Here is a 26,841-nt window from a genome sequence, read left to right on the forward strand (position 1 = left end):
GCCGCGCCGGGGGCGGGAGTCTCGCCCGTATGGCGGTGGCCCCTGCGCTGAAAGGATGAGAGCGCCTCACCATCCGTGCGCCGCCGCTCAGTCGTCTGGCCGGTACAGCGCTGGCGCCATTGCGCCTAGGCTGGTAGCGCGGGAAAAAACACATGACTGGGGGGAACATCATGAGACTGAGAACGTGGGCATCCTGGCTGACAGGCACTGCCATGACATTTCTTCTGGCGGCTTGCGGTGGCGGTGGCGGTTCGAGCGCGCCCGCCACGCCAAACGCAGGCGGCACCACGCCGCTGACCTATACCATGAGCATGAGCGTGACCTCCGGCTCGGTTGGCGTGGGCCGCACGCTCACCATCAGCGCGCTGGCGGTGGACAACAACGGCGTCGACGTGAGCGGCAACACCACCTTTACCTGGACCAGCACTGACAGCGCCGTTGCCAGCGTGGAGTCAAGCGCCGCCACACCTGGCAGCGCCGTGGTCCGGGGCGTTGCCACCGGCTCGACCACCGTGCAGGTGGTGGCGACCGTCAAGAAGGCCGACAACACGACCGTGCAGCTGCCCGCGCAATCTGCCACCATCACGGTGGTGCCGGCGTCTGCGCTGTCGTACAGCCTGTCGATCCCGAATACCAGCCTGTCGATGAGCGACGGGCAGACCCTGCCGGTCAAGGTATCGCTGATCGACAGCAACGGCAGCGACGTTTCGGCGAGCGTCAACAGCTGGGCATGGGCCAGCAGCGGCGCCGCGGTCCAGGTCACGGCCAACCAGAACAGCGCCACGCTGCAGGCGAGCAACAGCTCGACCACCACCGCGGCCACGGCCAACGTCACGGTGTCGGTCACGGCGCCCGATGGCCGCGCGCTCGGCGGGGTGATCGCGGTGACGGTGCAGAAGAACGGTACGGCCACGTATCGCGTGGTGACCACGCAGAATGGCCAGCCCGTGGACGCGCTGCAGGTGTTCAACGACCGCCCGGCGACCATCACCTCGCGCGTGCTGCGCAATGACGGCCAGGACGTGACAGCGGAGTTTGACGGCACCTGGACCTACACCGCCACGTCGCCCACGCTGTCCGCGTCGGAAGCGGCCGGCACGCATGACGCGACGGTCCAGACCAGCCTTGCCAAGGACACCGGCCCGGTGCAGAGCACACTGACAGTGACTGCGGTGAGCACCAAGCTTGCCGCTCGTCCGAGCGCCGGCCTGTCAGTGACCGAGCATCCCAAGTGGGCGCTGGTCGGCGACAACCAGCAGCCGATGGCACTGCTGCTGATGCCGCCGATGAGCATCCCCGTGACGGCACGCATGAAGAACCTGGGCAACGACGCGCAGTACACCGCGTGCGCCAACTGGGCGTGGGCCAGCACCGGCCCTGTGCAGCTGACGCCGGGCTTTACGCCGAACCAGAACTACGTTTCTGGCACGGCGCCCGGCGCTTTCACCATCACCGTGACCTGTAACGCGGTGGCGGACAACACGGCGCTGAAGCTGGTTTATTTCGGCACCGTCAAGTAAGCATCAGGTCTCCCGCGCCATGCAAAACGCCCTCCGGATGGAGGGCGTTTGCGTTTGGGGCCGGACTCTCGCTGCGCGGTTTTGCTCCCGTCTCTCTCGCTTGCGGGAGAGGGATGAGGGCAAAGCGTACCCATTTCTGCGTGACGCCACGAAGCGCATTTCCGATGCCGGGCGCAGCCCGATACAAGCCGACAAGACAGGCATGCGCCGACCTTTGCCGGCCCCTGCAATCTCATGGCACCACACGCGCGACATGCCATGCGTACCCATTTCTGCGTGCGTCGGCATAAGCCTTCGCACGCGCACCCGGGCGACGCCGGACAGCCACCATGGCTCGTACAAGCGAGTGCAAACCGCTGCTTCCGCGCCGGGCGGAAGCAGCGGGCGTACCCGTTTCTGCGTGAAAGCGTGAGGGAAGAAAAGCGCGCGATTCAGCGCTTGCGCACGAAGCGCACCACCTGCTCGGCAGGCTTGCCCTGCTGCGTCTCGGTGGTGTTCGCGGTATTGGAGCCGCAGGTATTGCAGCCGCCATCGTCGCAGCCGCTGGCGCAGCCCGCGGCCGCCTGCGGCGCCAGCCAGCGCACCAGCCGGCCACGCAGGCCGGTGGCGGCAGCCCCGCCCAGGCGCGCCGCCAGCGCCGCCTTGACCCGCTCGCGCGTGCGCGGCGCGTAGCGCGCGAGCACCGACAGCGCGCACGCCAGCACGATCAGCGGGACCAGCAGCGTTTCGATGGCGTGGTAGGGAGTCATGGCAGCAAATGAAGACGTAGCAGCGTCAGCTGAACAGCAGCGCGATGCGGTAGGTCAGGAACGACGCCAGGTAGGCCAGCCCGGTCAGGTAGGCGGCCGACACCGCCATCACCTTCCACGAGTTGGTCTCGCGCCGGATCACCGCCAGCGTGGAGATGCACTGCGGCGCGAACACGAACCACGCCAGCAGCGACAGCGCGGTGGCCAGCGACCATTGCGCCGCGATCATCGGCGCCAGCTGCGTGGCGACGGTGTCTTCGCTGCCCGACAGCGCATAGACCGTCGCCAGCGCACCCACCGCCACCTCGCGCGCGGCCAGGCCCGGCACCAGTGCAATGCAGATCTGCCAGTTGAAGCCCACCGGCGCGAACACCTTCTGCAGCGCGTGGCCGATCATGCCGGCAAAGCTGTAGTCGATCGCGGGACCGGTCGCGCCTGCGGGCGGCGCCGGGAAGGTCGACAGGAACCACAGCAGCACCGTCAGCGCCAGGATCACCTTGCCCACGCGCGACAGGAAGATACGGGCACGCTCCCACAGGCCGATGGCCACATCGCGCGGGTTAGGGATGCGGTACGAGGGCAGCTCCATCAGCAGCGGATGATCGGTACGGTCGCGGCGGAAGAACTTGAGCGCGTAGGCCACCACCAGCGCGCTGACGATGCCCGCCACGTACAGCGCGAACAGCACCAGCCCCTGCAGGTTGAACAGGCCCAGCACCGTGCGCTGGGGGATGAAGGCGCCGATCAGCAGCGCATAGACCGGCAGCCGCGCCGAGCACGTCATCAGCGGCGCCACCAGGATGGTGGTGAGCCGGTCGCGCGGATCCTGGATCGTGCGCGTGGCCATGATGCCGGGGATGGCGCAGGCAAAGCTCGACAGCAGCGGGATGAAGGAACGCCCCGACAGCCCCGCGCCCATCATCAGCCGATCCAGCAGGAAGGCCGCGCGCGGCAGGTAGCCGGATTCTTCCAGCGTCAGGATAAACAGGAACAGGATCAGGATCTGCGGCAGGAACACCACCACGCTGCCCAGCCCCGCCACCAGGCCGTCGACCAGCAGGCTCTTGAGCATGCCGTCGGGCAGGTAGGCGCCAAGCAGCTCGCCGGCCCAGTGCACGCCGCCCTCGATGCCGTCCATCAGTGGCTCGGCCCAGGAGAACACCGCCTGGAACATCAGGAACAGCAGCACGGCCAGCAGCAGCAGGCCGAACACCGGGTGCAGCACGATGCGGTCGAGCCGGTCATCCAGTGCTGCGGTGCGCGCCGGCATGCTGACCGCGGCGGCGAGCAGCCGGTTGACCTCGGCATGCACGTCGACGTCGCTGGCCGGCTCCGGGCTGGACGGCGGGGCTGGCGGCAGCGTGTCGTCGAGCAACTGGATCAGCGCCGCGGCGCCGTCGCGCCTGACCGCCACGGTACTCACCACCGGTACGCCGAGCGCCGCCGCCAGCTTGTCGCGGTCGATCTGGATGCCGCGCCGCGCGGCGGCGTCGCTCATATTGAGCACCACCACCATCGGCAGGCCCAGGCGGCGTAGTTCCAGCACGAAGCGCAGGTGCAGGCGCAGGTTGGTCGCATCGACCACCGAGACCAGCAGGTCGGGGCGCTGCTCGCCCGCGCGCACGCCCAGGCAGACGTCGCGCGTGATGGCTTCATCGAGGCTGGCCGCGTGCAGGCTGTAGGCGCCGGGCAGGTCCAGGATGCGTACCTGGCGCCCCGCCGGCGACACGAAATAGCCTTCCTTGCGCTCGACGGTCACGCCGGCGTAGTTGGCCACCTTCTGGCGGCTGCCGGTCAGGCGGTTGAACAGCGCGGTCTTGCCGCAATTGGGATTGCCGACCAGCGCGATGCGCAGGGCAGAAGTAGAGGGAGCTGCTGCAGACATATTCCGGGGGAGGATCAGGCGGTCCGTTTGGCCGTCGTGGTGCCGGGCTGGTCGTCCGCCTGCGTGGCGGGGGCGATGCTGGTGACCGTGGCGCTCGCGATCTCGACGCCGATGCGCGCCGCTTCCGAGCGGCGCAGCGCAAAGCGGGTGAAGCCCACCTGCGCCACCAGCGGATCCATGCCGAAGGGGCCGTAGGCGATGATCTGCACCGCTTCGCCGGGCACGAAGCCCAGCTCCCGCAGGCGGCGCGCGACCGGATCCCCCGGCGTGGCGTCGTCCACCGATTGCACAACGGCGGGCGTGCGCCGTGGAAGTTCAGACAAGCGCATCATGCTTCCAGTCCGTTGGCGCGGTCTGCCGCCAGGGGGCCGCCATGCGGCCGGCAGGACCCCGCCGGGGTACGTAAATGAAAATCGTTTTCATTGTATCGCAAATGGGGCGCGGCGATGCCCCACAGGGGGCGGGCATGCCGGCGGCTGCCCGCGCCCAGGCGCGCGGCAGGAGGCGAATGATAACCGCTTGCGATGGGAGTGTTGGTACAGCCCAGGGAGTTCCCGCGCGCCATTCCAGCATGGGCCTGGGGTGCCGGCGATTCAGCCTGGCGCACCAGCATTCGGCTGTGCGAAGCCGAATGCTGCCGGCTTCATGCAAAGCGATGCAATTACTACATTTGCGTTATTGGATGCCGTCAGCCCGTGGCGTTAAGCTGCAAGCACGCTGAACACCCCGTTCCACGCGTACTTCACAAGCCATCGGCCGTTGGGCCGGTGGCTTTTTCTTGGGCGCTTGCCTGGGCTTGGCCTGTCGTTGTACGGATCATGGCGACAAAGTTGTCGCGGGCCGGATGATCCGGCGCCGCCTTCCACACGCAATAGACCTCCGAGCGAACCGCGGTGCCCGCCAGCGGCAGGAACGCAGCGCCGGCCATGCCCGAGCGCGCAAGCGCCGCGGGCACCACCGCCACTCCCATCCCCTGCGATACCAGCGACACCACCGACAGCCAGTGGCGCACCTCGTGCCGGATCTGCGGATAGAAGCCCTGCGCCGCGCACATGTCGAAGATGCGGCTGTAGTAGTCCGGCGACGCCTTGCGCGAGAACAGTACGAACGGCTCGTCGCGCAGCTCGGCCAGCGGCAATTCGTCGCGCCTGGCCATCGGATGGTCGGCGGGCAGGCAGCAGACAAAGGGCTCGCTATGCACCAGCGTTGCCTGCAGCGGTTCGGGCACGCGGCCGGTATGGATAAAGGCGGCATCCAGTTCGTCGTGCAGCAGCGCGTCGATCTGTTCCTGCGAGTTCAGCTCGGTCAGCGCCACCTGGATGCCCGGATACGCCGCCTCGAAATCGCGCAGGAACTGCGGCAGCCCGCGGTACAGCATCGACCCGACAAAGCCCACCCGCAGCCTGCCGACCGCGCCGGCCTCGATCTCGCGCGCCAGCACCCGCGCGGCTTCGGCCTGCGCCAGCAGCGCCGTGGCCGATTCGCGGAAGGCCCGCCCGGCCGCGGTCAGGCGCACGCCGCGGCTATCGCGGTCGAACAGCCGCGCCCCGAGCGATGCCTCGAGCTGCTGGATATTGAGCGACAGCGGCGGCTGCGAGATGGCCAGCCGGCGGGCGGCCCGGCCGAAGTGCAGTTCCTCGGCCAGCACGAGGAAGTAACGCAGGTGGCGGAATTCCATGGCGATACAAAAATTATATGGATCAAGCCAATTTTAGAATTAGACGCAAATCCTTGGGGTTCCAATAATTGAGGTCAGAGGGTCGGCCGCAGCGACCCGCCCGCCTCGAGGAGACCCAGCCATGCCAACCAACGCTGTGCGCGATACCGCACCCAAAGCCCATGCCGGAACCCCGGCCACCGCCCATCCGGTACCCGATCGCCACGGCGGCAGCCTGTTCAGCGCCGATCCCGAGCTGCGCGCGCTGCTGCCGCTCTACCTGCCGGCAGACCTGTTCAACCACCTGCTGCCGCACCTTGAGCGCATGGGCGCGCTGGCCGGCGGCGTGCTCGACGAGCTGGCCAGCGTGGCCGACCACAACGCGCCCACGCTGAGCTACCGCACCCGCGCCGGCGTAGACGCGCAGCACATCGACAAGCATCCGGCCTATGTCGAGCTGGAGCGCGTGGCCTTTGCCGAGTTCGGGCTGGCAGCGGCGTCGCACCGCGGCGGCGTGCTCGGCTGGGACAAGCCCATGCCGCCAGCGGCGAAGTATGCACTCACCTATCTTTTCGTGCAGGCCGAGTTCGGGCTGTGCTGCCCGCTGTCGATGACGGACTCGCTGACGCGCACGCTGCGCAAGTTCGGCGATCCGGCGCTGGTCAATCGCTTCCTGCCCAACCTGACCACGCAGGTGTTCGAAGACCTGTACCAGGGCGCGATGTTCATGACCGAGCAGGGCGCCGGCTCCGACGTGGCCGCCATCGCCACCCGCGCGGTGCGCGACGCGGGCGCCGAGGGTGGCTGGCGCCTGTCCGGCGACAAGTGGTTCTGCTCCAACCCCGACGCCGCGCTGGCGATGGTGCTGGCGCGCGTCGAGGACGAAGCCGGCAACGCCATGCCCGGCATCAAGGGCGTGTCGCTGTTCCTGCTGCCGCGCAAGCTGACCGACGGCGGCGACAACCACTACCGCATCATTCGCCTGAAGGACAAGCTCGGCACGCGCTCGATGGCCAGCGGCGAGATCCGGCTCGAAGGCGCGCATGCGCACCTGGTCGGCGAGCTCGGCCGCGGCTTCGTGCAGATGGCCGACATGATCAACAACTCGCGCCTGTCCAACGGCGTGCGCGCCGCCGGCCTGATGCGCCGGGCGCTGACCGAGGGGCTGTTCATCGCCCGCGAGCGCCAGGCCTTCGGCAAACGGCTGCAGGACATGCCGCTGATGCGCCGCCAGCTGCTCAAGCTGACACTGCCCACCGAGCAGGCGCGCACCATGGTGTTCCAGACCGCCGAAGCGCTGCGCCGCGCCGACGCCGGCGAGGCCGATGCCTACCCGCTGATGCGCATTCTGACTCCGCTGATCAAGTTCCGCGCCTGCCGCGACGCGCGCAAGGTCACCGGCGACGCCATGGAGATCCGCGGCGGCTGCGGCTATATCGAGGAATGGAGCGATCCGCGCCTGGTGCGCGACGCCCACCTGGGCTCGATCTGGGAAGGCACCAGCAATATCGTGGCGCTGGACGTACTGCGGGCGATTCGCCGTGAAGGCGCGTTGCCGGTGCTGCAGGCGCACTTGGCCGGGCTGCTGGCGGATACGCCGATGCATGCGCAGGCGCGCGTGGTGTTCGAAGGCGCCATCGCCGCCGCCGCGAAGCTCGCTGCGCACGCCGCGGAGGCCGGTGCCGACGGCGACCTGCTGGCACGCCAGGCGGCCTCCGCGCTGTACCACGTGACCAGCGCCGTGGCGATGGCGTGGGAAGCCGGCCGCATCGGCTCGGTGCGCCGCATGCGGCTGGCGCAGCTGGTGCTGCGGCATCGCGTGTTGCCGCAGGACCCGCTCGCCGCGCAGGTGGAGCCCGAATGGCTGGCCGACACCGTGGCACCGCCCGCCGATGGCGTGGTGCGCGCCGCCGGCGCGGTCGACGAGGTCAACGTGTTCTGACCAAAAAACCCCCACCGCTTGTTTGCGCCCCTCTCCCGCCTGCGGGAGAGGGGCCGGGGGAGAGGGCACGCGCCTCCAGATGCGTAGCCCCTCGCTGAACCACCCCTCTCCCCAAAGCCCCCGCAACCCCATCCCGCCCCACGCGGGAGACGTCCAACACCAGGAGACAACGCCATGAAACTCTGGCACCGCCTCGCGGCCATTGCCGCCTGCACGCTCTGCATCGCCCCCGCCTTCGCCCAGAAGGATTTCCCGACCAAGCCGATCATGATGGTCGTCACCTATCCGCCGGGCGGGCCCACCGACGCCATGGCGCGCACGCTCGCCGCCGCGCTCAAGTCCAGCCTGGGCCAGCCCGTGGTGGTGGAGAACCGCGCCGGCGCCGGCGGCAATATCGGCGCCGAAGTGGTCGCGCGCGCCGAGCCGGATGGCTACACGCTGATGTTCGGCACCTCCGCGCCGCTGGCGATCAACGTCAGCCTCTACCGCAAGATCAACTACGACCCGGTCAAGAGCTTCGCCCCGGTGATCCAGATCGGCCAGCTGCCCAACGTGCTGGTGGTCAACCCGTCCGTGCCGGCGAAGAATGTCACCGAACTGATCGCCTACGGCAAGGCGCATCCGGGCAAGCTGACCTACGCCTCGTCCGGCAACGGCGCCTCGTCGCACCTCGCGGGCGTGCTCTTCAACAACGTCACCGGCACCGACTTCCAGCACATCCCGTACAAAGGCACCGGCCCAGCGCTGAACGACCTGCTGGGCGGCCAGGTCAGCATGACCTTCACCGACGTGCTGACCGCGATGCCCTTTATCAAGAGCGGCAAGGTGCGCGCGCTGGGCGTCACCACCAAGGCGCGCTCGCAGGCGCTGCCGGATGTGCCGACCGTTGCGGAGCAGGGCGTGCCCGGGTTTGATGTCTCGGTGTTCTTTGGCGTGGTCGCGCCCGCGGGCACGCCGCCGGAAGTGATCGGCAAGCTCAACCGCGCCTTTGCCGATGCGCTCAAGCAGCCCGAGGTGCGCAAGACCCTGCAGGCGCAGGGCCTGGAGTTCGCACCCTCGACCACGCCGGAGCAGCTCGGTGGCTTCGTCAAGGCCGAGGTCGGCAAGTGGCGCGCCGTGGTGCAGAAGTCGGGCGCGCAGCTCGACTAAGTAAAGAGGAACCCGCCATGACCCAATCCAGCCCCGGCGCGCTCGCCGGCATCCGCGTGGTCGACCTGTCGCGCATCCTGGGCGGCCCGTATTGCGGCCAGATCCTCGGCGACCACGGCGCCGACGTGCTCAAGATCGAACCGCCGCAGGGCGACGACACCCGCACCTGGGGGCCGCCGTTCAGGGACGGCGTGGCCTCGTACTACTTCGGCCTGAACCGCAACAAGCGCGTGATGCGTCTCGACCTGGCTAAGGAGCCGGATCGCGAGGTGCTGCTGGCCTTGCTCGCCGATGCCGACGTGCTGGTCGAGAACTTCAAGACCGGCACCATGGAGAAGTGGGGGCTGGGCTACGACACGCTGTCGGCGCGCTTCCCGCGGCTGGTGCATTGCCGCGTCTCCGGCTTCGGTGCCGACGGCCCGCTCGGCGGCCTGCCCGGCTACGACGCCGCGATCCAGGCCATGTCGGGCATCATGAGCATCAACGGCGAAGCCGACGGCGATCCGTTGCGCGTGGGTTTGCCGGTGGTCGACATGGTGACCGGCCTTAACGCGGCAATCGGCGTGCTGCTCGCGTTGCAGGAACGCTCGCGCAGCGGCCGCGGGCAGTTCGTCGAAGCGGCGCTCTATGACTCCGGATTGTCGCTGTTGCATCCGCATGCGGCCAACTGGTTCATGAGCGGCAAGACGCCGCAGCGCACCGGCAACGCGCACCCGAACATCTATCCCTACGACACCGTTGCCACGGCAACGGACCCGATCTTCCTCGCGGTCGGCAATGACCGGCAGTTCCGGATTCTTTGCGAGCACCTGCAGCTGCCTGCCCTCGCCGAGGATGAGCGCTATGCCACCGCCGGCGCGCGCTCGGTGAATCGCGTGGCGCTGAAGGCGGAGCTGGAAGCGAAGCTGCGCGAGCTCGATGGCAAGGTGCTGGCCGACACGCTGGTGGCGGCAGGGGTGCCTTGTGCGCCGGTGTTGTCCGTGGCCGACGCCCTGCAGCATCCGCATACGATGCACCGCGAGATGGTGGTGGAGATGCCGGGCGGCTACAAGGGGCTGGGGGCGCCGGTCAAGCTGAGCCGGACGCCGGCAACATATCGGCACGCGCCGCTGAGCGAAGGGAACGAGTTCCTCGACTAGGCACCAGCGCCCTCGGTCCTGTCCAAATGCAGAAAGGTGGCCCACTGGCCGCCTTTCTTGCCATCAGGGCACCGCCCCATCAACCGGGAATCATCCCCGGCAACAGATACGCCTGCACCATCGTGATGATGCCGATGATCACTGCAAACAGCAGGCTGTGCTTCACGGTAAATCGGAACAACTCCGATTCCTTGCCCACCAGCCCGGTCGCCGCGCAGGCCACCGCGATCGATTGCGGCGAGATCATCTTGGCGGTCACGCCGCCGGTGGTGTTGGCCGCCACCATCAGCGTATCGGACACGCCGATCTGGTGCGCAGTAGTGTTCTGCAGCGAGCAGAACAGCGCATTGGACGACGTATCCGAACCGGTCAGGAACACGCCCAGCCAGCCCAGGAATGGTGAGAAGAACGGGAACGCCGCACCCGTGCCGGCGAGCAGCAGCGCCAGCGTCGACGACATCCCCGAGTAGTTGGCAACAAAGGCAAAGCCCAGCACCAGGCCGATCGACAGCACCGGGCGCGCCAGTTCCACCAGCGTCTGGCCGAACGTCGCCACCAGATCGCGCGGCTTCATGCGCAGCAGCACCGCCGAAATCAGCGCGGTCAGCAGGATCGCAGTGCCCACGGCGGACAGCAGGTCGAGCTTCAGCACCGCGTCATACGCCTTGGGCGTGGCGACGATCGGCGCAGCCTTGATCACCATCTGGTCCAGGCCCGGGACCTTGAACTTCAGCACCGTGCCGGCCAGCGCGCCATTGGCGGCAAACAGCGCCTTGAACGGTTGCAGGCTCCACACCGTGACAATCGCGGTCAGGATGCCGAACGGCGCCCACGCACGCAGTGTTTGCGCCATGGTGTAGGGCGAGGCCTTGCGGCTCACCGGCGCACCGCCAAAGCCGCCGCCGAAGCCCGACAGCGCCATGGTGCCGCCCCCGACGGCGCCGCCCGCGCGTTGCGACGCGCTGCGCGGCTGCCACACCTTCAGGAACGCGGCCAGCGACACCAGGCTGACCAGCGCCGAGGTGATATCCGGCAGCTCGGGCCCGATATGGTTTGACGTGAAGTACTGCGTCACGGCAAAGCTGCCGCCGCAGACCAGCGCCGCCGGCCACGTCTCGCGCACGCCCTTGGCGCCGTCCATCATGAACACCAGCCAGAACGGCACCAGCAGCGACAGCAGCGGCAGCTGGCGGCCGGCCATGGCACCGATATGGAAGGGGTCCAGCCCAGTGACCTGTCCGGCCACGATGATGGGGATGCCCATCGCGCCGAACGCAACCGGCGCGGTATTGGCGATCAGGCACAGGCCCGCGGCATACAGCGGGTTGAAGCCCAGACCGACCAGCAGCGCCGCGGTGATCGCCACTGGGGCGCCAAAGCCCGCCGCGCCTTCCAGGAAAGCGCCGAAGGCAAAGCCGATCAACAGCATCTGCAGGCGCTGGTCGTCGGTGATGGACAGCACCGAGGCGCGGATAACGTCGAACTGGCCGGTCTTGACCACGATCTTGTATAGGAACACCGCGGTCACGATGATCCAGGCGATCGGCCACAGCCCGTAGGCAAAGCCGAAACCCGCCGCAGCGAACGCCTGCTGCGCCGGCATGCCATAGGCGAAGATCGCCACGCCAAGCGCCAGCAGCAGTGTCAGCGCCGCGGCCATATGGCCTTTCATGCGCCAGACCGCCAGCGCCATGAAGAAGAACAGGATAGGGATGGCCGCCGCCAGCGCCGACAGCCACAGGCTGCCCAGCGGCGTATAGAGTTGGGTCCAGGGTTGCACTGCTCAGTCTCCTACTTCAGTGGTGTTTCAGGGGATGTTTTGTTGTCGTGGCCGACGCATCGGGCTTTTCGCTGCCCGATGGTTGGCTGCCCTCTCCCGCGAGCGGGAGAGGGAGAAAACCGCCGCCTACTCCGGCTGTCCTCGTTCCTTCAGCAGATCCGCCAGACTTCGCGCCGCCGGTTGCAGCGGCGTCCGGTGCTGCGTCCACCCCATCTGCTTGGCCGGCGCCAGCGCACGCAGCCGCGTAGCCGCCCAGCGGAACAAACGGTAGGTGGTGGGATGCGAATACGCCCCGCTCCAGAAGCGCCACACCAGGTGTTCGCCGCGGCTGTACTTCGCGCCTTGTCCGCGCAGCGGATTGGCAACCTGCTCTTCCGGATCGCGATTGGATTCCGTGCGCAGTCGCACCAGCAATTGCGGGATCGGGATGCGCACCGGGCACACCTCGCCGCAGGCGCCGCACAGGCTCGACGCGGTCGGCAGGTCGGCGGTGGCCTCCAGCCCCAGCAGGTGCGGCGAGATGATCTTGCCGATCGGGCCCGGATAAGTCGTGCCATAGGCGTGCCCGCCAATGCGCGTATAGACCGGGCAGTGGTTCATGCACGCGCCGCAGCGGATGCATTGCAGCGTCGCGCGCAGCTGCGCGTCGGCATAGGCCTGGGTGCGGCCGTTATCGAGCAGCACCAGGTGCACCTCGCGCGGGCCGTCGCGCTCGCCCTCGCGACGCGGGCCAGAGATCAGGTTGAAGTAGGTGGTGATGGCCTGCCCGGTGGCGGAGCGCGTCAGCAGGCTGGACAGCGGCACGATGTGCTCGAGCTTGGCCACCACCTTTTCCATGCCCATGATGGCGATATGCACGTCAGGCACGGTGGTGGAGAGGCGGCCGTTGCCTTCGTTCTCCACCAGCCACAGCGTGCCGGTATCCGCCGCTGCGAAGTTCACGCCGGACAGGCCGATGTCGGCTTCGACAAAGGCTTGCCGCAACGCGCGCCGGCCGGTCTGGATCAGCGTGTCGACGTCCTCCGTATAGGGCGTGTCGGGGATGTGCTGCTCGAACAAGGTGGCGATATCGCCCTTGGTCTTGTGGATCGCCGGCATCACGATATGCGAAGGCTTTTCGCCCGCGAGCTGCACGATGTACTCGCCCATATCGGATTCGATGCAGTCCACGCCGCGCTCGGCCAGGTAATGGTTCAGCTCGATCTCCTCGCTGGCCATCGACTTGCCCTTGATCACGCGCTTCGCCTGCTTCGCGGCGGCGATGCCGTGGATGATCCGGTTCGCTTCGTCGGCGGTCTCGGCCCAGTGCACCTGCACGCCGGCGGCCATGAGCCTGGCCTCGAGCTGCGTCAGCAGGTCGGGCAGGTTGGCCAGCGCGTGCTGGCGCACCGCTTCGCCAAGGTCGCGCAGGCGTTCCAGTTCGTCGGCATCGGGGAATTGCGCCAGGCGCTTGCCCTGCAGGAAATCCATCGCCCCGCGAAAGCTCTGGCGCAGCTTGGGATCGTCCAGCGCCTCGCGCGCGCGCGCCTTGAAGTCCTGCGCGGGAATGAAATGCAGTGTGCTCTGGCTCATGCCCGGCCCTCCGTCGCTTCGGTGTCCATCACGATGACGACCCACAGACGGCGCGGCCCGTGCGCGCCGTAGGCCAGCGTCTGCTGGATGTCCGAGGTCTTGGACGGGCCCGAGATCATCACCAGGTTGGTCGGCATGCCGTCGCGCCAGCGTTCGGCGCGCGCGGCCATGTGCAGGTCTTCATGCAGCGTGGAAGCCCGCACCAGCGCGATATGCAGCGGCGGCACCAGCGACACCGTGCGCGGCGAACCCGCATCCGGCGCGACGATCAGCGTGCCGGTTGCGGCGATGCCGGAACGGGCCACGGTAAAGCCGGCGTCGACGGTGTCGAACAACTCGGCCTTCCACTGCTCGATGGGGCGGTCGTAACCAATGGCCTCGATTTGCGCCGGCAACGCGCCTGCCAGCGCCGCGCCGGCGCGGCTGGATGGATCGAGCAGCAGGCGCCGGACGCCTGCGTCGGAAAGCGCAGCAGCCAGCAGCGCCGGCCATGCATCCTCCCCCGCGCACCAGACTTCTGCGTGCGAGGCTTCGAGCGCCAGGCGCATCGCGGTCACCCGGGCATCGATATCCGCGGGGCCCCGGCGGCGCGCCTCGAAATGGCTGTCGATACGGCTGTCGAGTTCAGCGGTGGAGGGCGACGGGGCGGGCGCGGCGGCGCGCAGCCGGCCGAGCATGCGCTCGCGGGCACTGAGCGGGTTCATGCTTCACCTCCGGTACGGCGCCACAGGAAGCTCGCCAGGTGTTCCACCTGCAGCGGCGCGCCGTCATGCGCCGCGGTGTGGCCGATATTGAGCAGGCAGCCGCAGTCCGCCGACACCAGCCAATCGCAGCCGGTGGCGCAGGCGGAGGCGACCTTGTCGCGCACCATGGCGCCGGAGATATCGGCGTGCTTGAGCGAGAAAGTGCCGCCAAAGCCGCAGCACTCCGACTCGCGTTCATGCTCCACGCGCGTCACGCCCGGCAGTGCATCGACCAACGCCACGCCGTGCCCGCGCGTACCCATTTCTCGACGGGCGCCGCACGAGGTATGCAGCACAATGCGCTCCTGCGCCTGGCCCGCGGGCAGTGCGTCGCCGAAGTCCACCTTCAGCACGTGCAGCAGGAACTCGCTGAGCTCGTAGATGCGCTCGGCCAGCGCGCGCGCCTTGGGCCCGGCCACCGGATCATCGGCGAACAGTTGCGGCCAGTGGTGCCGCATCATCCCCGCGCACGAGCCGGACGGCACGATCACCGGCCATGGCTGGCTGAACAGGTCGAGCTGCGCGCGCGCCACGGCACGGGCCGCCTCGGGATTACCGCTGCTGTAGGCCGGCTGGCCGCAACAACTCTGCGCGCGCGGGAAGTGAACGGTGAGGCCTTCGCGCTCGAGCAGCCGCACGGCGTCGAGCCCGGCCTGGGGGACGAACAGGTCGACCAGGCAAGTGGCAAACAGGTAGCACTGCGTGGGCGCAGGGCCGGTGGGGTACTGACGATCCTTCATGTCTCGCTCCGGACGTGCTGGGGTCGCACGTTTCGGCGCATAATTCCCGCTTCCGGGCGGCAGTTCAAATTGGTTGGACCAGTCCGCGGGAAGGCACGGGAGCGAGGGGCGACGGCATGACGGCAGCGGCACAGAGGCACGGCGCAACGCGCGGGCGCGTGGAGTCGGTCATGCGCCAGATGGAAACCGCGCTGCTTGATGGCACCTGGCCGCCCGGCACGCGGCTGCCGGCGGAGCGCGTGCTCGCCGGGCAATACGACGTGGCCCGCAACACCGTGCGCGAGGCCATCCAGCGCCTGGCCGCGCGGGGCCTGCTGCAGAGCCGGCGCGGCGCCGGCGTCTACGCCACCGACCAGCTGCGTGCCGGGATTGCCTCGCCCTGGGGGCAACTGGTGGCCGACCACCCTGCGCTGCGCGATGACATCCTGGAATTCCGCCGGGTGCTGGAAGGTGCCACCGCCTACTTCGCCGCGCTGCGCGCCGACGCGGCCGACGTCAAGCGCATCCGCGCGCTGATGGCCGAGCTCGAACGCGCGCGCGCCGCCGACCACAAAGAGGCCGAAGCCAATGCCGACGCCCGCCTGCACGACGCCATCGCGCTGGCGTCGCACAACACCATGTTCCTGCACCTGCATACCAGCGTGATCGGCATGCTGCGCGAACACATCACCATCAACGGCACCGGCCTGCGCGAACAGGACGACAGCGCTTCGGACCTGCTGCTATTGCAGCACCGCACCCTGTGCGACGCCATCTGCGCGCGCCGGCCGGAAGAGGCGCGCACGGCGATGCAGACGCACATCGATTTCGTACGCAGCCGGGTCGAGCAGGACGACGGCGCCTAGGTCGCCAGAGAGTTCCGAGCCGATAGTGGTCCAACCACGAGCCTGGAGTGCCGGGCGCGGCATTTACACCAATCCGGCGCCCGCCAGTTCCCGCTTCAGGTAGGCATAGAAAATCGGCCCGGCAATCACGCCCGGGATGCCGAACAGCGTCTCCATCAGCAGCATCACTATCAACAGCTCCCACGCTGCCGCCTGGATGCGCGCGCCGATGATGCGCGCGTTCAGGAAGTACTCCAGCTTGTGGATCACCACCAGGAACACCAGCGATCCCACCGCGATCGGCAGCGACACCGACAGCGACGCCACCACGATGGCGGTATTCGAGATCAGGTTCCCCAGCACCGGCAGCAGGCCGGCAATAAAGGTGATCACCACCAGCGTCTTCGTCAGCGGCAGGTGCACGTCAAACAGCGGCAGCACCAGCAGCAGGTAGATCGAGGTCAGCACCGTGTTGATCGTCGAGATCTGGATCTGCGCAAAGATAAACTGAGAGAACGCCTGCTGCAGCGTACGTGCCCGCGCCACCAGCGCCGTCGCCAGCGGCCGGCGGTTGGGACGCGCCACCGCTCGGTACAGCGCCACCATTGCACCGATCACCAGTCCGATCAGGATATGCACCAAGGTGCGCAGTACCTCGGCCCCGAGCTTCTGGGCCATGGCGGCATGCGCACGCAGCGTCTCGATCAGCGTGTTGGCCAGCTCGTCCACGCCATTGGGCAGCGCATCGCTCACCCAGGGCGGCAAGCGACCGCGCGACTGGTCGATGATATCCGCCACATGGTTCAGCAGCCCGTCCAGCGTATTGCCCTCACCGCTGACAAAGCGCACCAGGAGCCAGCCCGCCAGCGACAGCCCGAGCAGGATCAACGCCGACAATATCAACACCGCGAGCGCGTCGTGCCGCTGGTGCAACCGCATCAGCCGCGGTGCGAGGACGTCGACCAACGAATACAGCAGCAGGCCGGAGAGCAGCGCGGCCACCAGGTTGGCCTGGAGCACGGTCCAGAGCGCCAGGGCGGTCAGCAGGTAGGCGACGGCGCCGACGCTGTACCACGCGGCTGGCAGCAGGCGCGGGACGGTGGGCGGGTCGGGGTCTTTCATTTAAGGTCTCCGGCTGGGTGTTTAAGTCGCTTCGCCGCGTGTGGCGGTTATGGCTGGCGGGCTATGGTTGAACCCGACGCTTATTATGAGGGCTGTCAGGCGCTCCATTGCCGGTGGGGAGCTTATCGCTGGAAGTGGCCATCATTGAAGTGCTTCGAACAGAAGCAACATCAGCGATGCCCGCTGCACGACATAGCATAGAAATGCGACCGCTGTTCGCTCGACGCCGTCTGTCTTGCGCCACAGGCACGGGATTTGCTGACCGTCAAGCGTCGCCACCGGCGCGCCGCCGACCCCAAGCGGGCCACGTGCGCAAAGAGTGACTATATTTGGAAGACCGGCACCCGCAAGGCCCGGCCCCACCAAGCCCTTCAAGTCGCAGTCCCAGCACGGAACCCGACGCATGGCCTACACCCACACCATCGGCACCCATCGCCATGTCTTTGCCGACCTGCGCACGCTGCTGGCCAAGGCCAGCCCGGCGCGTTCCGGCGACGCGCTGGCCGGCATCGCCGCCGAGAGCGAACAGGAGCGGATGGCCGCCCGCTTGGCGCTGGCCGAGGTGCCGCTCGCGCAGTTCCTCAATGAGGCGCTGGTGCCGTACGAGGACGACGAGATCACGCGGCTGATCATGGACCGCCACGATGCCACGGCCTTTGCGGCGATCGGCGCCAGCACCGTGGGCGACCTGCGCAACTGGCTGCTGCTGCACGAGACCGACAGCGCAACGCTGGCGCGCGTGGCGCCGGGCATCACCCCGGAGATGGCCGCGGCGGTCAGCAAGCTGATGCGCAACCAGGACCTGGTGGCGGTGGCGCGCAAGTGCCAGGTGGTGACGCGCTTTCGCAGCACCGTCGGGTTGCCTGGCCGATTGTCGGTGCGGCTGCAGCCCAACCACCCGACCGACGATCCCAAGGGCATCGCCGCGTCGATCATCGACGGGCTGCTGTATGGCTGCGGCGATGCCACCATCGGCGTCAATCCGGCCTCGGACAACCTCGGCGCCATCGTCTCGCTGCTGCGCATGATCGACGAGCTGCGCAGCCGCTATGACATCCCCACGCAGTCCTGCGTGCTGACCCATGTCACCAACACGCTGCGCGCGCTGGACCAGGGCGCGCCGGTGGACCTGGTGTTCCAGTCGGTGGCCGGCAGCGAGCGTGCCAATGCGGCCTTCGGCATCAGCCTGTCGCTGCTGGCGCAGGCGCACGATGCCGCGCAGGCGCTGGCGCGTGGCACCGTGGGCGACAACCTGATGTACTTCGAAACCGGCCAGGGCAGCGCCCTGTCGGCCAACGCGCACCATGGCGTCGACCAGCAGACCATGGAGGCGCGCGCCTACGCGGTGGCGCGCGCGTTCTCGCCGCTGCTGGTCAATACGGTGGTCGGCTTTATCGGGCCTGAGTACCTGTACGACGGCAAGCAGATCATCCGCGCCGGACTGGAGGACCACTTCTGCGGCAAGCTGATGGGCGTGCCGATGGGCTGCGACGTCTGCTACACCAACCATGCCGAGGCCGACCAGGACGATATGGATACGCTGCTGACGCTGTTCGGCGTGGCCGGCATCAACTTCATCATGGGGGTGCCAGGTGCGGACGACATCATGCTGAACTACCAGAGCACCTCGTTCCACGATGCGCTGTACCTGCGCGAGGTGCTGGGGCTGCGCCCCGCACCGGAGTTCGAGGTGTGGCTGCAGCGCATGGGCATTGCCGATGCCAGCGGCCGGCTGCTCGAGCCCGCCGCCCGCCAGCCGCTGCTGCAGATGGCGCACAGTCTCTGAATATCCAGCGCCATGCCGGCCAAACGCCATCCTCCTTCCCGCGACGCCATGTCCGGGCACACGCCCGCCACCACCGCCACCTCGGATACCGACCCATGGCAGCGCCTGCGCCAGTTCACGCGCGCGCGCGTCGCGCTGGGCCGCACCGGCCACAGCCAGACCACCGATGCCGTGCTGGCCTTCGGCCTGGCGCATGCGCAGGCGCGCGATGCGGTGCACCTGCCGCTGGACGTGGGCGCGGTCACCGCGGCGCTGGACACCACCAGGCTGCAGCATGTCGCCGTGCACAGCGCGGCGCCGGACCGCACGCACTACCTGCGGCGCCCGGACCTGGGCCGGCGCCTTGACGATGCCAGCCGCGACAGGCTGGCCGCGTTGCAGGCGGCCGAAGCCCCTGACGTAGTCTTCGTCATCGCCGACGGCCTCTCCGCACTTGCCACGCAGACACACGCGCTGCCGCTGCTCGACGCCACGCGCCAGCGCCTGCCGCCTTCGTGGCGCATCGGACCGGTGGTGGTTGCCGAGCAGTCGCGCGTGGCACTGGGCGACGAGATCGGCGAATTGCTCGGCGCGCGCCAGGTGGTGATGCTGATCGGCGAACGGCCGGGGCTGAGTTCGCCGGACAGTCTCGGCATCTACCTGACCTATGCGCCGCGCGTGGGCCGCACCGATGCCGAGCGCAACTGCATTTCCAATGTGCGGCCGGAAGGCCTCGCGTACGCGCAGGCGGCCGACCGGCTCGCCTTCCTGCTGCGCGGCGCGGCGGCGCTGGGGCGTTCGGGCGTGGATCTGAAGGACGACAGCGCGCCGGCGCTGCCGGACCGCTGACGGGGCAACGCCTCTGCCAAGGGAGCAACCATGCAAGCCGACATGAATTTGCAGGTATGGCTGGATATCCAGTCGGCCAACGGCATGGCGCAGGTCGTGCCTTATGTCGCTTCGGCGCAGGAGGCGGACCTGCAGTACGAGCTCAAGCTGCGCGCGCGCAGCGGCAATGCGGCGTCATCGCTGGCGCAGGCCGGCACGCTGCACGTGGTGCCCGGGCAGCCCACGCGCGTGTCGTCGCTGACGGTCTCGCAACCGCCCGGCAGCGAGTGTGAAGTCGGACTGGTGCTGCGGCAGGGCATGGCCGTGCTGGGCCGGTACAAGCTCGACTGCAGCGGGCGCAAATAGCAAGCCTGTCGGCAGAATGAAAAACGGCCACCACGCGGGCGCTCAGCCCGCCATGGTGGCCGCGTGCCGCACGCGGACAGTGGTCCGTGGCGACAGTGCGCCGCTATCGCTACATCATGCGGCGCGAGAACTGCCCGTGACTGGCATCCGACATCAGCTGCGAGAATTGCTCCCCGCTCATGTGGACCAGTTCCTGGTGGTCGCCGCCCTCGAAATAGACTTCGGGCTGCTTCATCAGGCTGTCGTCCACATAGGTCTGCATGCCGTAGGCCATTGCCACCGGCGGGATCGCGCCGAGGTCGCAGTCCTTGAAGATCTCGCGGATCTCGTCCTCGTGTGCCAGTACCAGGTTGCGTCCGGTCTGTTCGCAGATGGCGGCCATCTGCAGGTGGTGGCTCGACGGGATCACGGCGGCGACATAGCCGCGGTCATCCTCGAGCAACAGCGTCTTGGCCAGTCGGTCTCCGGGAACGTGCGCAGCCTCGGCAGTGGCCATGCTGCTGAGGGTGTAGGGATGGCGAATGATGTCGTACTGGGTATTCTTGCTGCTCAGGCAGTTTGCGAGCGTGCTAGCCAGGGCCATGGTAGCTCCTCAGATTCAGTCGGATGCGTCTACGATTATCCTTGTGCTCTTAATATAGTGCCTGTCAGCACGCCCAACGTGGCGACACGGCAACGCCCTGGCTACCGGTGCAGCCGCGGCCACACCGCCTGCAGCTCGGTCTTGAGGAAGTTGAGCAGGTAGCGCGTGGCCAGCGTCTGGTAGCGGTTGGGCATGGTCAGCATATAGAGCCGGCTGCCGAACACGCTGATGCGGTAGTCGGACAGCAGCGACACCAGTGCGCCACTTTCCAGTTCGGCGCCGATCGCATAGATCGGGAGAATGCCGATCCCCAGGTCTGCCAGCACCGATTCCTTCAGGAAGGCAAAGTTTTCCGAGGTGAGCGTCGGTTCGAGCACTACCTGCTCGCGGGCTTCTTTCGCGTCATGGCCTTCATCGCCATCCAGCCGCGTGCCCGATGCCTTGAGCTTCTGGCCCTCCGGCGACGCGCAGACGATCGCATGTCCTTGCAGCCCGGTGAGTGCCTTCGGCGCGGGATGCGCGGCGAGATACCCCGGCGACGCGCACACGATCCAGTCGACTTCGCCAATTTCCGTGGCGATCACCGAATCGGGCGGTGTGGAGATAATGCGCAGCGCCACGTCTACATCCTCGGACACCAGGTTGTGCACGCGGTTGTCGAACATGACGTCAAGCGTGATGTCGGGATAGCGCTGCTTGAACAGCACCAGCAGCGGCGACAGCAGCGTATGCCCCAGCCCTGTGGGCACCGAGAGCCTCACATGGCCCTGCAGGCTCTTGCCCATATTGCTGATCAGCGCATTGGCCGCCGCCACTTCACCCAGGATATTGCGGCCGTGCTCGTACAGCCCGGCGCCGATCGGGGTCGGCTCGACATGGCGGGTGGTCCGCCGCAGCAGCTGCACGCCAAGCTCTTCTTCGAGCGCCTTCAGCCGGTAGCTGACATTGGCGCGCGTCATCTTGAGCTTGCGCGCGGCCGCGCTCAGGTTGCCCGCGTCGACGATATCGACGAACAGGCGCAGGGCGTTGAGATCCATGGCTTGGGTGATGGGATACAGGGCGGGCGGCGCCGCCTGGCGGTTGCCGCCCCGTATATTGCCATGCCGGCGTGAGGGTCCGGCGCCGGCGTTGCGCAGCATTGCGCCGCACCTGGCTCAGTGCTCGTGGTGCAGGTACTTCGCCTGGCGCGGCAGGCGCAGGCTGACGAAGAAGGCGATCACCATCATCGCGGTCACGTACCAGTAGAACGCGGTCTCGTGGCCGAGCGTCTTCATGCCCAGCGCCACATACTCGGCCGAGCCGCCGAAGATCGCGTTGGCGATCGCGTAGGCCAGGCCCACGCCCAGCGCGCGCACCTCGGGCGGGAACATCTCCGCCTTCACGATGCCGCTGATCGAGGTGTAGAAGCTGACGATGGCCAGCGCCACGGCGATCAGCACGAAGGCCAGTTCCGGGCTGCTGACCGTGCCCAGCGCGGTCAGGATCGGCACCGTGCAAAGCGTGCCCAGCGCGCCGAACATCAGCATGTTGTTGCGCCGGCCGATACGATCGGACAGTGCACCGAACACCGGCTGCATGCACATGTACAGGAACAGGCACGCCGTCATCACATAGCTGGCGGTTTTGATCGACATGCCGGCGGTGTTGACCAGGTACTTCTGCATGTACGTGGTGAAGGTGTAGAAAATCAGCGAACCACCCGCGGTATAGCCCAGCACCGTGAAGAAGGCCGCCTTGTGGTTGCGGAACAGCTCGGCCACGCTGCCGGCCTCCTTGCTGCCACGGCTGGCCGCCGACGAGGTCTCATGCAGCGTGCGGCGCAGGAACAGCGCCACTACCGCGGTGATCGCGCCGACCACGAACGGGATGCGCCAGCCCCACGTCTTGAGTTCGGACTCGTCCAGCAGCTGCTGCAGGATCACCACCACCAGCACCGCCAGCAACTGGCCGCCGATCAGCGTCACATACTGGAACGACGAGAAGAAGCCGCGCCGGCCGCGCAGCGCCACCTCGCTCATATAAGTGGCGGTGGTGCCGTATTCACCGCCGACCGACAAGCCCTGGATCAGGCGCGCGAGCAGCAGCAGCGCCGGCGCCCAGTTGCCAATGCTGTGATAGGTGGGCAGGCAGGCGATCAGCAGCGAGCCCGCGCACATCATGATCACCGAGATCAGCATCGAGTTCTTGCGCCCGTGGCGGTCGGCGATGGTGCCGAACAGCCAGCCGCCGATGGGCCGCATCAGGAAGCCGGCTGCAAACACGCCCGCGGTGTTCAGCAGCTGCGCGGTGGGATCGGACTTGGGGAAGAACGACGGCGCGAAATAGATCGCGCAGAAGGCATAGACGTAGAAGTCGAACCATTCGACCAGGTTGCCCGAGGAGGCGGCGACGATGGCGTAGACGCGCTTGCGCACTTCATCGGGGCTCGGGCCGGCCGTCTGGGCGGGGTTAGCGGTGAGATCGGTCATGTTGTTGTCTTGCAGTCAGGGCGGTGCGGGGCAACCGCGGGTCAGGTCCCGCTTCGCAGTAGCTGGCGGCGCACGCCGGAAGGATGGCCATTGGACAGGCCGCCGCATGGCCACCTGAGCGGTGGGGCGGCAAGGGGAACACGGGGAAGGCCGAGCGGGGAGCCCGTCGGTCTGGGGCGTGAACTGGCGCGCACTGCGGCAGCAAGCCCGGACCGGTGCCACGGTGGCATCAGGGCTGGCGGGCGATTGTCCATCTGGCTGGAAACTGTATCCGGCCTGCGGCCCGCGCGCCGGGCCGAGCCGGGGCTGTAACGGGGGATGCAACGAGTGATGCAACAGGTCATTGCGCGTGCTGTGGCTTGCACTGTGCGCGGGTCTGGGCAATGATGCGATCCGTACCCTCAACTGGCCTACCGCGCCCCCGTTTGCCATGCACCGCTTGTTGCGCCGATGGCCGTGCCTGCCATTGCTCTTTGCCGGCGCCAGCGCCCTTGCCCAGGACCTGGTCGAATGCAAGCGGATCGAACACGACCAACTGGTCGCCGCCACGCAGGAAACGCTGCTGTTCCTGCGCTGCCGCGCGCGCCAGGTCGCGTACGAGGCCCCGCGCCTGAAGGGCGTGTCGCAGCGCGTGAAGGACGACCTGGTATTCGCCTGCCTGGACCAGGCCGACGCCGTGGAGCACCAGCTTCGGGTGCGCCATGGGTATTCGAGGGAGTCGCTGGCGCGCCAGCGCTGCGACTTTTCAAGCCCGCCCCCGGGCTAGGCTGACCTCGCGATCTCAGGCAAAGCCGCCATTGGCGCGCAGTACCTGCGCATTGACCCAGCCACCGTCCGGACCAGCCAGGAACGACACTGCCGCGGCAATGTCCTCGGGCGTGCCCAGCCGCTCCAGCGGCGCCACCTTCGAAAGCTGCGCCACCTGCTCTTCCGACTTGCCCTCGAGGAACAGCTCGGTGGCCACCGGCCCCGGAGCCACCGCGTTGACGGTGATGCCGCGCCCGCGCAGCTCGTTGGCCAGTACCCGCACCAGTCCTTCCACGCCCGCCTTGGCGGCGATATACGCCCCGTAGCCCGGGAACGAGCGCGCGATCACGCTGGTCGACAGCGCGACGATGCGCCCGCCTTCGCCCAGGCGCGCCGCGGCTTCACCCAGCACCAGGAAGGCGCCGCGCAGGTTGGTGGCGATAGTCTGGTCGAAGGCTTCGAGGCTGCCGGGCGCGACCGGGGCCAGCGGCATGATGCCGGCACTGTTGACCACCACGTCGAGCCGGCCGAAGGCCTGCTGCGCGGCGTCGAACAGGCGCGCCACGTCTGGCGCCTGCGCCACGTCGCCCTGGACGGCGATGGCATTGACGCCGGCCGCGCGCGCCGCGGCCACGGTCTCTTCGGCCCGCGCGGCGCTGCCGGCATAGCCGATGGCGACGTCGAAGCCGTCGGCGGCCAGCCGCAGCGCGATGGCGCGGCCGATGCCGCGGGAGGCGCCGGTCACCAGGGCGGCGCGGCGTTGGGTGGAAGCTTTTGCGTGGGATTGGGTAGCGGCCATGTCAGGCTCCTTGTCAGAAGGTATGGCCACTATCATGGACGGTGGTTGCCCTTGGATAAATGGGCGGCGTTTGAACGGATTAGACAGTATTCATTAACAATCGCCGCCCGCGCATGCCGCAACCTACACTTCCCGTGTCATCCCCTTCAGGTCGATCCACTGCTCGAACTGTTCCTCGGTCACATGCCCCGAGGCGATCGCCGCCTCGCGCAGCGACAGGTTGCGCTTGACCGCCAGCTTGGCGATCTCCGCGGCCTTGTCGTAGCCGATATGCGGATTGAGCGCGGTCACCGGCATCAGCGAGCGCTCCAGCAGCTCGGCGATACGCTCGCGGTCGGCCTCCACGCCTTCCACCATATGCTCGGCAAAGCTCGAGGCTGCGCCCGCCAGCAGTGACACCGACTGCAGCAGGCTGTAGATGATCACCGGCTTGTAGGCATTCAGTTCCAGCGTGCCCAGCCCGTTGGCGAGCGTCACCGTGGTGTGGTTGCCGATCACACGGCAGCACACCATCGCCAGCGCCTCGGCCTGGGTCGGGTTGACCTTGCCCGGCATGATCGACGAGCCCGGCTCGTTGGCGGGCAGCACCAGCTCGGCAAAGCCCGCGCGCGGGCCGGATCCCAGCAGCATGAAGTCGCGTGCGATCTTCAGGAACGACGAGGCCGTGGTGTTGAGCGCTCCCGACAGGTCGGCCAGCGCGTCGTGCGAAGCCTGCAGGGCATAGCGGTTGGGCGCGGGCTCGAACGGCAGCCCGGTGTAGTCGGCCAGCGCGCGCGCAAACGCCGCGGCAAAGCCGTGCGGCGCGTTCAGGCCGGTGCCGACCGCGGTGCCGCCCTGTGCCACCGGCATCGCGCGCAACATGGCCTGCTGCAGGCGCGACTGCGCATCGGCCACCTGCGTCATGTAGCCCGAGAATTCCTGCCCCAGCGTCAGCGGCACCGCGTCCTGCAGGTGGGTGCGGCCGACCTTGACGATATCGGCAAAGGCTTCCACCTTGCGCGCGAAGGTCTGCTGCAGCTGTTCCAGCGCCGGCAGCAGCTGTTGCTGGATCGCGCGCGCGGCGGCGATGTGCATCGCGGTCGGGAAGCTGTCGTTGGAGGACTGGCTGGCGTTGACGTGGTCGTTGGGATGCACCGGCTTCTTGCTGCCGACCTCGCCGCCCAGCAATTGAATGGCGCGATTCGCGATGACCTCGTTCAGGTTCATGTTGGTCTGCGTGCCGGAGCCCGTCTGCCAGACCGACAGCGGGAACTCCTGCGGCCAGCGGCCTTCGATGACCTCGGCGGCGGCCTGTTCGATCGCCTGCGCCAGCTCGGGCTTGAGCACGCCCAGCTCGCGGTTGGCGCGCGCCGCACACAGCTTGAGGATGGCAAAGGCCTCGATCAGCGCCGGCGGCATCTTTTCATCGCCGATGCGGAAGTTCTGGCGCGAGCGCTCGGTCTGCGCGCCCCACAGGTGGTCGGCGGGCACCGGCACATCGCCAAGGCTGTCTTTCTCGATGCGGGTGTTGGAGGGGGACGGGTCGGACATGGACAGACTCCTTGGCAAGGAAGCGCGGCGGCTTGTGCGACGTCGATGCAGGAACCGGCGCCAGGGCCGGGTCGTGCGGGCAGTCTATTAGGATACTGCTTCACCGCGGCCAGTGCGCGGGCACCGGCCGGATCCTCCGCCTTGCCTTCGAATCACCTTCCGGCCGCATGCGCATCGCCTCCGAAGCGATGCTGGCGCAGACGCGCGCCGGATGCGCAGGCTGGGCCCGCAGCGCAGGCCCCGGCCTGAGCGGCGGCGCTACGCGGTCGCCTTCAGGCACTGCTCCATGCAGACCGCGCAGGCGCGCGCGCAATCCTGGCAATGCTCGGCGTCATGGCGCTCGCATTCCTCCTTGCACCACTTGCAGACCTCTGCGCAATCCTCGCAGACCAGCGGCGCGAACTCGCTGTTGCGCAGCATGTAGGACGCGGCCAGCTGGGCGATGCCGGCGCAATCCATGTCCAGCGCGATGCAGCGCGCCATCTTGCGCACGTCCTGTTCTTCCAGGCAGGCGGCCGCGCACTTGAGCGCGGCGGCGGCGGCGGCATTGCAGGCGGCGATGCAGTCGGCGTAGCGGGCGGCGTTTTCCTGCACGGTGGGTCGGATCATGAAGCGTCCTCCTTGGGGGTAGGTGGCTGGAACCGTGAAAACCGGCACCGGCGGCGGCATGCCCGCGCCGGGACGGCGCAGGCACGGGCGGTGCGGCCTGGCATGCCCGCGGTGCCGGGCGCGGCGCATCCGCGCCCGCTCGGGGCATCGTTATCCACAATAGCAGGCGAGAAAGGATCCTGTCGGCCCGGTAATTGCAGCGCCGCGCTGGTTACAATGCGGCCAGCGCGAAGCGTTCGGGAAGGCGGGCCGCGTGCCGCGCGGACGTCACCCAACGCAATGGCCGGGCACCACCACCCCTGCCATCGCATCTAACAGGCATCC

At 68.0% G+C, this 26,841-nt stretch carries 24 protein-coding genes; 9 read left to right on the forward strand and 15 right to left on the reverse strand.

Going from position 1 to position 26,841, the window contains the following annotated elements; translation table 11 throughout:
• Positions 1-212: 212 nt before the first annotated feature.
• Positions 213-1,520: a hypothetical protein gene (locus ABNX08_RS32575; protein ID WP_041681654.1), complete on the forward strand. Its 1,308-nt coding sequence runs from the start codon at positions 213-215 to the stop codon at positions 1,518-1,520.
• 431 nt (positions 1,521-1,951) lie between these two features.
• Here the strand turns inward: ABNX08_RS32575 and ABNX08_RS32580 are convergent, their stop codons facing one another.
• The 4 genes from ABNX08_RS32580 to ABNX08_RS32595 all read right to left on the reverse strand — a co-directional run bounded on the left by ABNX08_RS32580 (position 1,952) and on the right by ABNX08_RS32595 (position 5,832).
• Positions 1,952-2,269, reverse strand: coding sequence for a DUF6587 family protein (locus ABNX08_RS32580; protein WP_022537308.1), 318 nt, complete (start codon positions 2,267-2,269; stop codon positions 1,952-1,954).
• A gap of 25 nt (positions 2,270-2,294) precedes the next feature.
• On the reverse strand, positions 2,295-4,154 hold the full coding sequence (gene feoB, locus ABNX08_RS32585) for a ferrous iron transport protein B (protein WP_022537309.1): 1,860 nt from the start codon (positions 4,152-4,154) through the stop codon (positions 2,295-2,297).
• A 14-nt stretch (positions 4,155-4,168) separates the two neighbouring features.
• Complete coding sequence (locus ABNX08_RS32590) at positions 4,169-4,483, reverse strand: FeoA family protein (protein ID WP_041681655.1); 315 nt, start codon at positions 4,481-4,483, stop codon at positions 4,169-4,171.
• A gap of 413 nt (positions 4,484-4,896) precedes the next feature.
• Entirely contained in the window at positions 4,897-5,832 is a 936-nt protein-coding gene (locus ABNX08_RS32595) for a LysR substrate-binding domain-containing protein (protein ID WP_022537311.1), read from the reverse strand.
• A gap of 121 nt (positions 5,833-5,953) precedes the next feature.
• On the opposite strand from ABNX08_RS32595, the gene ABNX08_RS32600 reads away from it, so the two are divergent.
• The 3 genes from ABNX08_RS32600 (at position 5,954) to ABNX08_RS32610 (ending at position 10,041) form a co-directional block, all read left to right on the forward strand.
• Complete coding sequence (locus ABNX08_RS32600) at positions 5,954-7,753, forward strand: acyl-CoA dehydrogenase family protein (RefSeq protein ID WP_022537312.1); 1,800 nt, start codon at positions 5,954-5,956, stop codon at positions 7,751-7,753.
• 174 nt (positions 7,754-7,927) lie between these two features.
• Positions 7,928-8,902, forward strand: a complete 975-nt coding sequence (locus ABNX08_RS32605; protein ID WP_022537313.1) for a tripartite tricarboxylate transporter substrate binding protein — start codon at positions 7,928-7,930, stop codon at positions 8,900-8,902.
• 17 nt (positions 8,903-8,919) lie between these two features.
• Positions 8,920-10,041 carry a CaiB/BaiF CoA-transferase family protein gene (locus ABNX08_RS32610; protein WP_022537314.1) on the forward strand — a complete coding sequence of 374 codons (1,122 nt, stop codon included), beginning with the start codon at positions 8,920-8,922 and terminating at the stop codon, positions 10,039-10,041.
• 79 nt (positions 10,042-10,120) lie between these two features.
• On the opposite strand, the gene ABNX08_RS32615 is transcribed toward ABNX08_RS32610, so the two are convergent.
• The 4 genes from ABNX08_RS32615 to ABNX08_RS32630 all read right to left on the reverse strand — a co-directional run bounded on the left by ABNX08_RS32615 (position 10,121) and on the right by ABNX08_RS32630 (position 14,876).
• A complete protein-coding gene (locus tag ABNX08_RS32615; RefSeq protein WP_022537315.1) occupies positions 10,121-11,821 on the reverse strand; it encodes a lactate permease LctP family transporter in 1,701 nt (566 codons plus the stop codon).
• Positions 11,822-11,947: 126 nt separating this feature from the next.
• Positions 11,948-13,393, reverse strand: coding sequence for a LutB/LldF family L-lactate oxidation iron-sulfur protein (locus tag ABNX08_RS32620; RefSeq protein ID WP_022537316.1), 1,446 nt, complete (start codon positions 13,391-13,393; stop codon positions 11,948-11,950).
• Positions 13,390-14,097, reverse strand: coding sequence for an LUD domain-containing protein (locus ABNX08_RS32625; RefSeq protein WP_022537317.1), 708 nt, complete (start codon positions 14,095-14,097; stop codon positions 13,390-13,392). Before ABNX08_RS32625 ends, ABNX08_RS32620 begins: the two co-directional genes overlap by 4 nt.
• A complete protein-coding gene (locus ABNX08_RS32630) occupies positions 14,094-14,876 on the reverse strand; it encodes a (Fe-S)-binding protein (RefSeq protein ID WP_022537318.1) in 783 nt (260 codons plus the stop codon). Before ABNX08_RS32630 ends, ABNX08_RS32625 begins: the two co-directional genes overlap by 4 nt.
• A 170-nt stretch (positions 14,877-15,046) precedes the next feature.
• On the opposite strand from ABNX08_RS32630, the gene ABNX08_RS32635 reads away from it, so the two are divergent.
• Entirely contained in the window at positions 15,047-15,721 is a 675-nt protein-coding gene (locus ABNX08_RS32635; RefSeq protein WP_051369933.1) for an FCD domain-containing protein, read from the forward strand.
• Between the two features lie 63 nt (positions 15,722-15,784).
• Here the strand turns inward: ABNX08_RS32635 and ABNX08_RS32640 are convergent, their stop codons facing one another.
• A complete protein-coding gene (locus ABNX08_RS32640) occupies positions 15,785-16,822 on the reverse strand; it encodes an AI-2E family transporter (RefSeq protein ID WP_022537320.1) in 1,038 nt (345 codons plus the stop codon).
• A gap of 403 nt (positions 16,823-17,225) precedes the next feature.
• On the opposite strand from ABNX08_RS32640, the gene ABNX08_RS32645 reads away from it, so the two are divergent.
• The 3 genes from ABNX08_RS32645 to csgH are packed head-to-tail and all read left to right on the forward strand — an operon-like array spanning position 17,226 to position 19,781.
• Positions 17,226-18,608 carry an ethanolamine ammonia-lyase subunit EutB gene (locus ABNX08_RS32645; protein ID WP_022537321.1) on the forward strand — a complete coding sequence of 461 codons (1,383 nt, stop codon included), beginning with the start codon at positions 17,226-17,228 and terminating at the stop codon, positions 18,606-18,608.
• Between the two features lie 48 nt (positions 18,609-18,656).
• Positions 18,657-19,436 (forward strand): ethanolamine ammonia-lyase subunit EutC, encoded by a 780-nt coding sequence (eutC, locus tag ABNX08_RS32650; RefSeq protein WP_041681891.1) that lies wholly within the window; start codon positions 18,657-18,659, stop codon positions 19,434-19,436.
• Between the two features lie 30 nt (positions 19,437-19,466).
• The gene (gene csgH / locus ABNX08_RS32655; RefSeq protein ID WP_022537323.1) at positions 19,467-19,781 is read left to right on the forward strand and encodes a curli-like amyloid fiber formation chaperone CsgH; all 315 of its coding nucleotides are present in this window, start codon (positions 19,467-19,469) and stop codon (positions 19,779-19,781) included.
• Positions 19,782-19,890: 109 nt separating this feature from the next.
• Here csgH and ABNX08_RS32660 read toward each other — a convergent pair whose 3' ends face one another.
• The 3 genes from ABNX08_RS32660 to ABNX08_RS32670 form a co-directional block, all read right to left on the reverse strand.
• A complete protein-coding gene (locus ABNX08_RS32660; RefSeq protein ID WP_022537324.1) occupies positions 19,891-20,364 on the reverse strand; it encodes an aminoacyl-tRNA deacylase in 474 nt (157 codons plus the stop codon).
• 101 nt (positions 20,365-20,465) lie between these two features.
• Positions 20,466-21,401, reverse strand: a complete 936-nt coding sequence (locus tag ABNX08_RS32665; protein ID WP_041681892.1) for a LysR family transcriptional regulator — start codon at positions 21,399-21,401, stop codon at positions 20,466-20,468.
• 117 nt (positions 21,402-21,518) lie between these two features.
• A complete protein-coding gene (locus ABNX08_RS32670) occupies positions 21,519-22,832 on the reverse strand; it encodes an MFS family transporter (protein WP_022537326.1) in 1,314 nt (437 codons plus the stop codon).
• Between the two features lie 349 nt (positions 22,833-23,181).
• Between ABNX08_RS32670 and ABNX08_RS32675 the strand changes: the two genes are divergently transcribed.
• Entirely contained in the window at positions 23,182-23,598 is a 417-nt protein-coding gene (locus ABNX08_RS32675; RefSeq protein ID WP_349605187.1) for a hypothetical protein, read from the forward strand.
• Positions 23,599-23,613: 15 nt separating this feature from the next.
• On the opposite strand, the gene ABNX08_RS32680 is transcribed toward ABNX08_RS32675, so the two are convergent.
• The 3 genes from ABNX08_RS32680 to ABNX08_RS32690 form a co-directional block, all read right to left on the reverse strand.
• Positions 23,614-24,378, reverse strand: a complete 765-nt coding sequence (locus tag ABNX08_RS32680; RefSeq protein WP_022537328.1) for an SDR family oxidoreductase — start codon at positions 24,376-24,378, stop codon at positions 23,614-23,616.
• A gap of 123 nt (positions 24,379-24,501) precedes the next feature.
• Entirely contained in the window at positions 24,502-25,908 is a 1,407-nt protein-coding gene (fumC, locus tag ABNX08_RS32685; RefSeq protein WP_022537329.1) for a class II fumarate hydratase, read from the reverse strand.
• A gap of 258 nt (positions 25,909-26,166) precedes the next feature.
• Positions 26,167-26,517, reverse strand: coding sequence for a four-helix bundle copper-binding protein (locus ABNX08_RS32690; RefSeq protein ID WP_022537330.1), 351 nt, complete (start codon positions 26,515-26,517; stop codon positions 26,167-26,169).
• Positions 26,518-26,841 lie beyond the last annotated feature (324 nt).

The sequence above is a fragment of the Cupriavidus sp. DF5525 genome, assembly GCF_040149425.2.
In the GTDB taxonomy this organism is placed as follows: domain Bacteria; phylum Pseudomonadota; class Gammaproteobacteria; order Burkholderiales; family Burkholderiaceae; genus Cupriavidus; species Cupriavidus pickettii_A.

What these genes read in the sequence shown, in the direction of transcription:
- feoB (WP_022537309.1), bottom strand. Translation starts at nt 4,154, where the DNA reads ATGTCTGCAGCAGCTCCCTCTACTTCTGCCCTGCGCATCGCGCTGGTC.
- eutC (WP_041681891.1), top strand. Translation starts at nt 18,657, where the DNA reads ATGTCCGGGCACACGCCCGCCACCACCGCCACCTCGGATACCGACCCA.
- ABNX08_RS32635 (WP_051369933.1), top strand. Translation starts at nt 15,047, where the DNA reads ATGCGCCAGATGGAAACCGCGCTGCTTGATGGCACCTGGCCGCCCGGC.
- ABNX08_RS32580 (WP_022537308.1), bottom strand. Translation starts at nt 2,269, where the DNA reads ATGACTCCCTACCACGCCATCGAAACGCTGCTGGTCCCGCTGATCGTG.
- ABNX08_RS32645 (WP_022537321.1), top strand. Translation starts at nt 17,226, where the DNA reads ATGGCCTACACCCACACCATCGGCACCCATCGCCATGTCTTTGCCGAC.
- ABNX08_RS32660 (WP_022537324.1), bottom strand. Translation starts at nt 20,364, where the DNA reads ATGGCCCTGGCTAGCACGCTCGCAAACTGCCTGAGCAGCAAGAATACC.
- ABNX08_RS32575 (WP_041681654.1), top strand. Translation starts at nt 213, where the DNA reads ATGACATTTCTTCTGGCGGCTTGCGGTGGCGGTGGCGGTTCGAGCGCG.
- ABNX08_RS32680 (WP_022537328.1), bottom strand. Translation starts at nt 24,378, where the DNA reads ATGGCCGCTACCCAATCCCACGCAAAAGCTTCCACCCAACGCCGCGCC.
- ABNX08_RS32605 (WP_022537313.1), top strand. Translation starts at nt 7,928, where the DNA reads ATGAAACTCTGGCACCGCCTCGCGGCCATTGCCGCCTGCACGCTCTGC.
- csgH (WP_022537323.1), top strand. Translation starts at nt 19,467, where the DNA reads ATGCAAGCCGACATGAATTTGCAGGTATGGCTGGATATCCAGTCGGCC.
- ABNX08_RS32600 (WP_022537312.1), top strand. Translation starts at nt 5,954, where the DNA reads ATGCCAACCAACGCTGTGCGCGATACCGCACCCAAAGCCCATGCCGGA.
- ABNX08_RS32610 (WP_022537314.1), top strand. Translation starts at nt 8,920, where the DNA reads ATGACCCAATCCAGCCCCGGCGCGCTCGCCGGCATCCGCGTGGTCGAC.
- ABNX08_RS32640 (WP_022537320.1), bottom strand. Translation starts at nt 16,822, where the DNA reads ATGAAAGACCCCGACCCGCCCACCGTCCCGCGCCTGCTGCCAGCCGCG.
- ABNX08_RS32590 (WP_041681655.1), bottom strand. Translation starts at nt 4,483, where the DNA reads ATGCGCTTGTCTGAACTTCCACGGCGCACGCCCGCCGTTGTGCAATCG.
- ABNX08_RS32630 (WP_022537318.1), bottom strand. Translation starts at nt 14,876, where the DNA reads ATGAAGGATCGTCAGTACCCCACCGGCCCTGCGCCCACGCAGTGCTAC.
- ABNX08_RS32620 (WP_022537316.1), bottom strand. Translation starts at nt 13,393, where the DNA reads ATGAGCCAGAGCACACTGCATTTCATTCCCGCGCAGGACTTCAAGGCG.
- fumC (WP_022537329.1), bottom strand. Translation starts at nt 25,908, where the DNA reads ATGTCCGACCCGTCCCCCTCCAACACCCGCATCGAGAAAGACAGCCTT.
- ABNX08_RS32670 (WP_022537326.1), bottom strand. Translation starts at nt 22,832, where the DNA reads ATGACCGATCTCACCGCTAACCCCGCCCAGACGGCCGGCCCGAGCCCC.
- ABNX08_RS32665 (WP_041681892.1), bottom strand. Translation starts at nt 21,401, where the DNA reads ATGGATCTCAACGCCCTGCGCCTGTTCGTCGATATCGTCGACGCGGGC.
- ABNX08_RS32595 (WP_022537311.1), bottom strand. Translation starts at nt 5,832, where the DNA reads ATGGAATTCCGCCACCTGCGTTACTTCCTCGTGCTGGCCGAGGAACTG.
- ABNX08_RS32690 (WP_022537330.1), bottom strand. Translation starts at nt 26,517, where the DNA reads ATGATCCGACCCACCGTGCAGGAAAACGCCGCCCGCTACGCCGACTGC.
- ABNX08_RS32625 (WP_022537317.1), bottom strand. Translation starts at nt 14,097, where the DNA reads ATGAACCCGCTCAGTGCCCGCGAGCGCATGCTCGGCCGGCTGCGCGCC.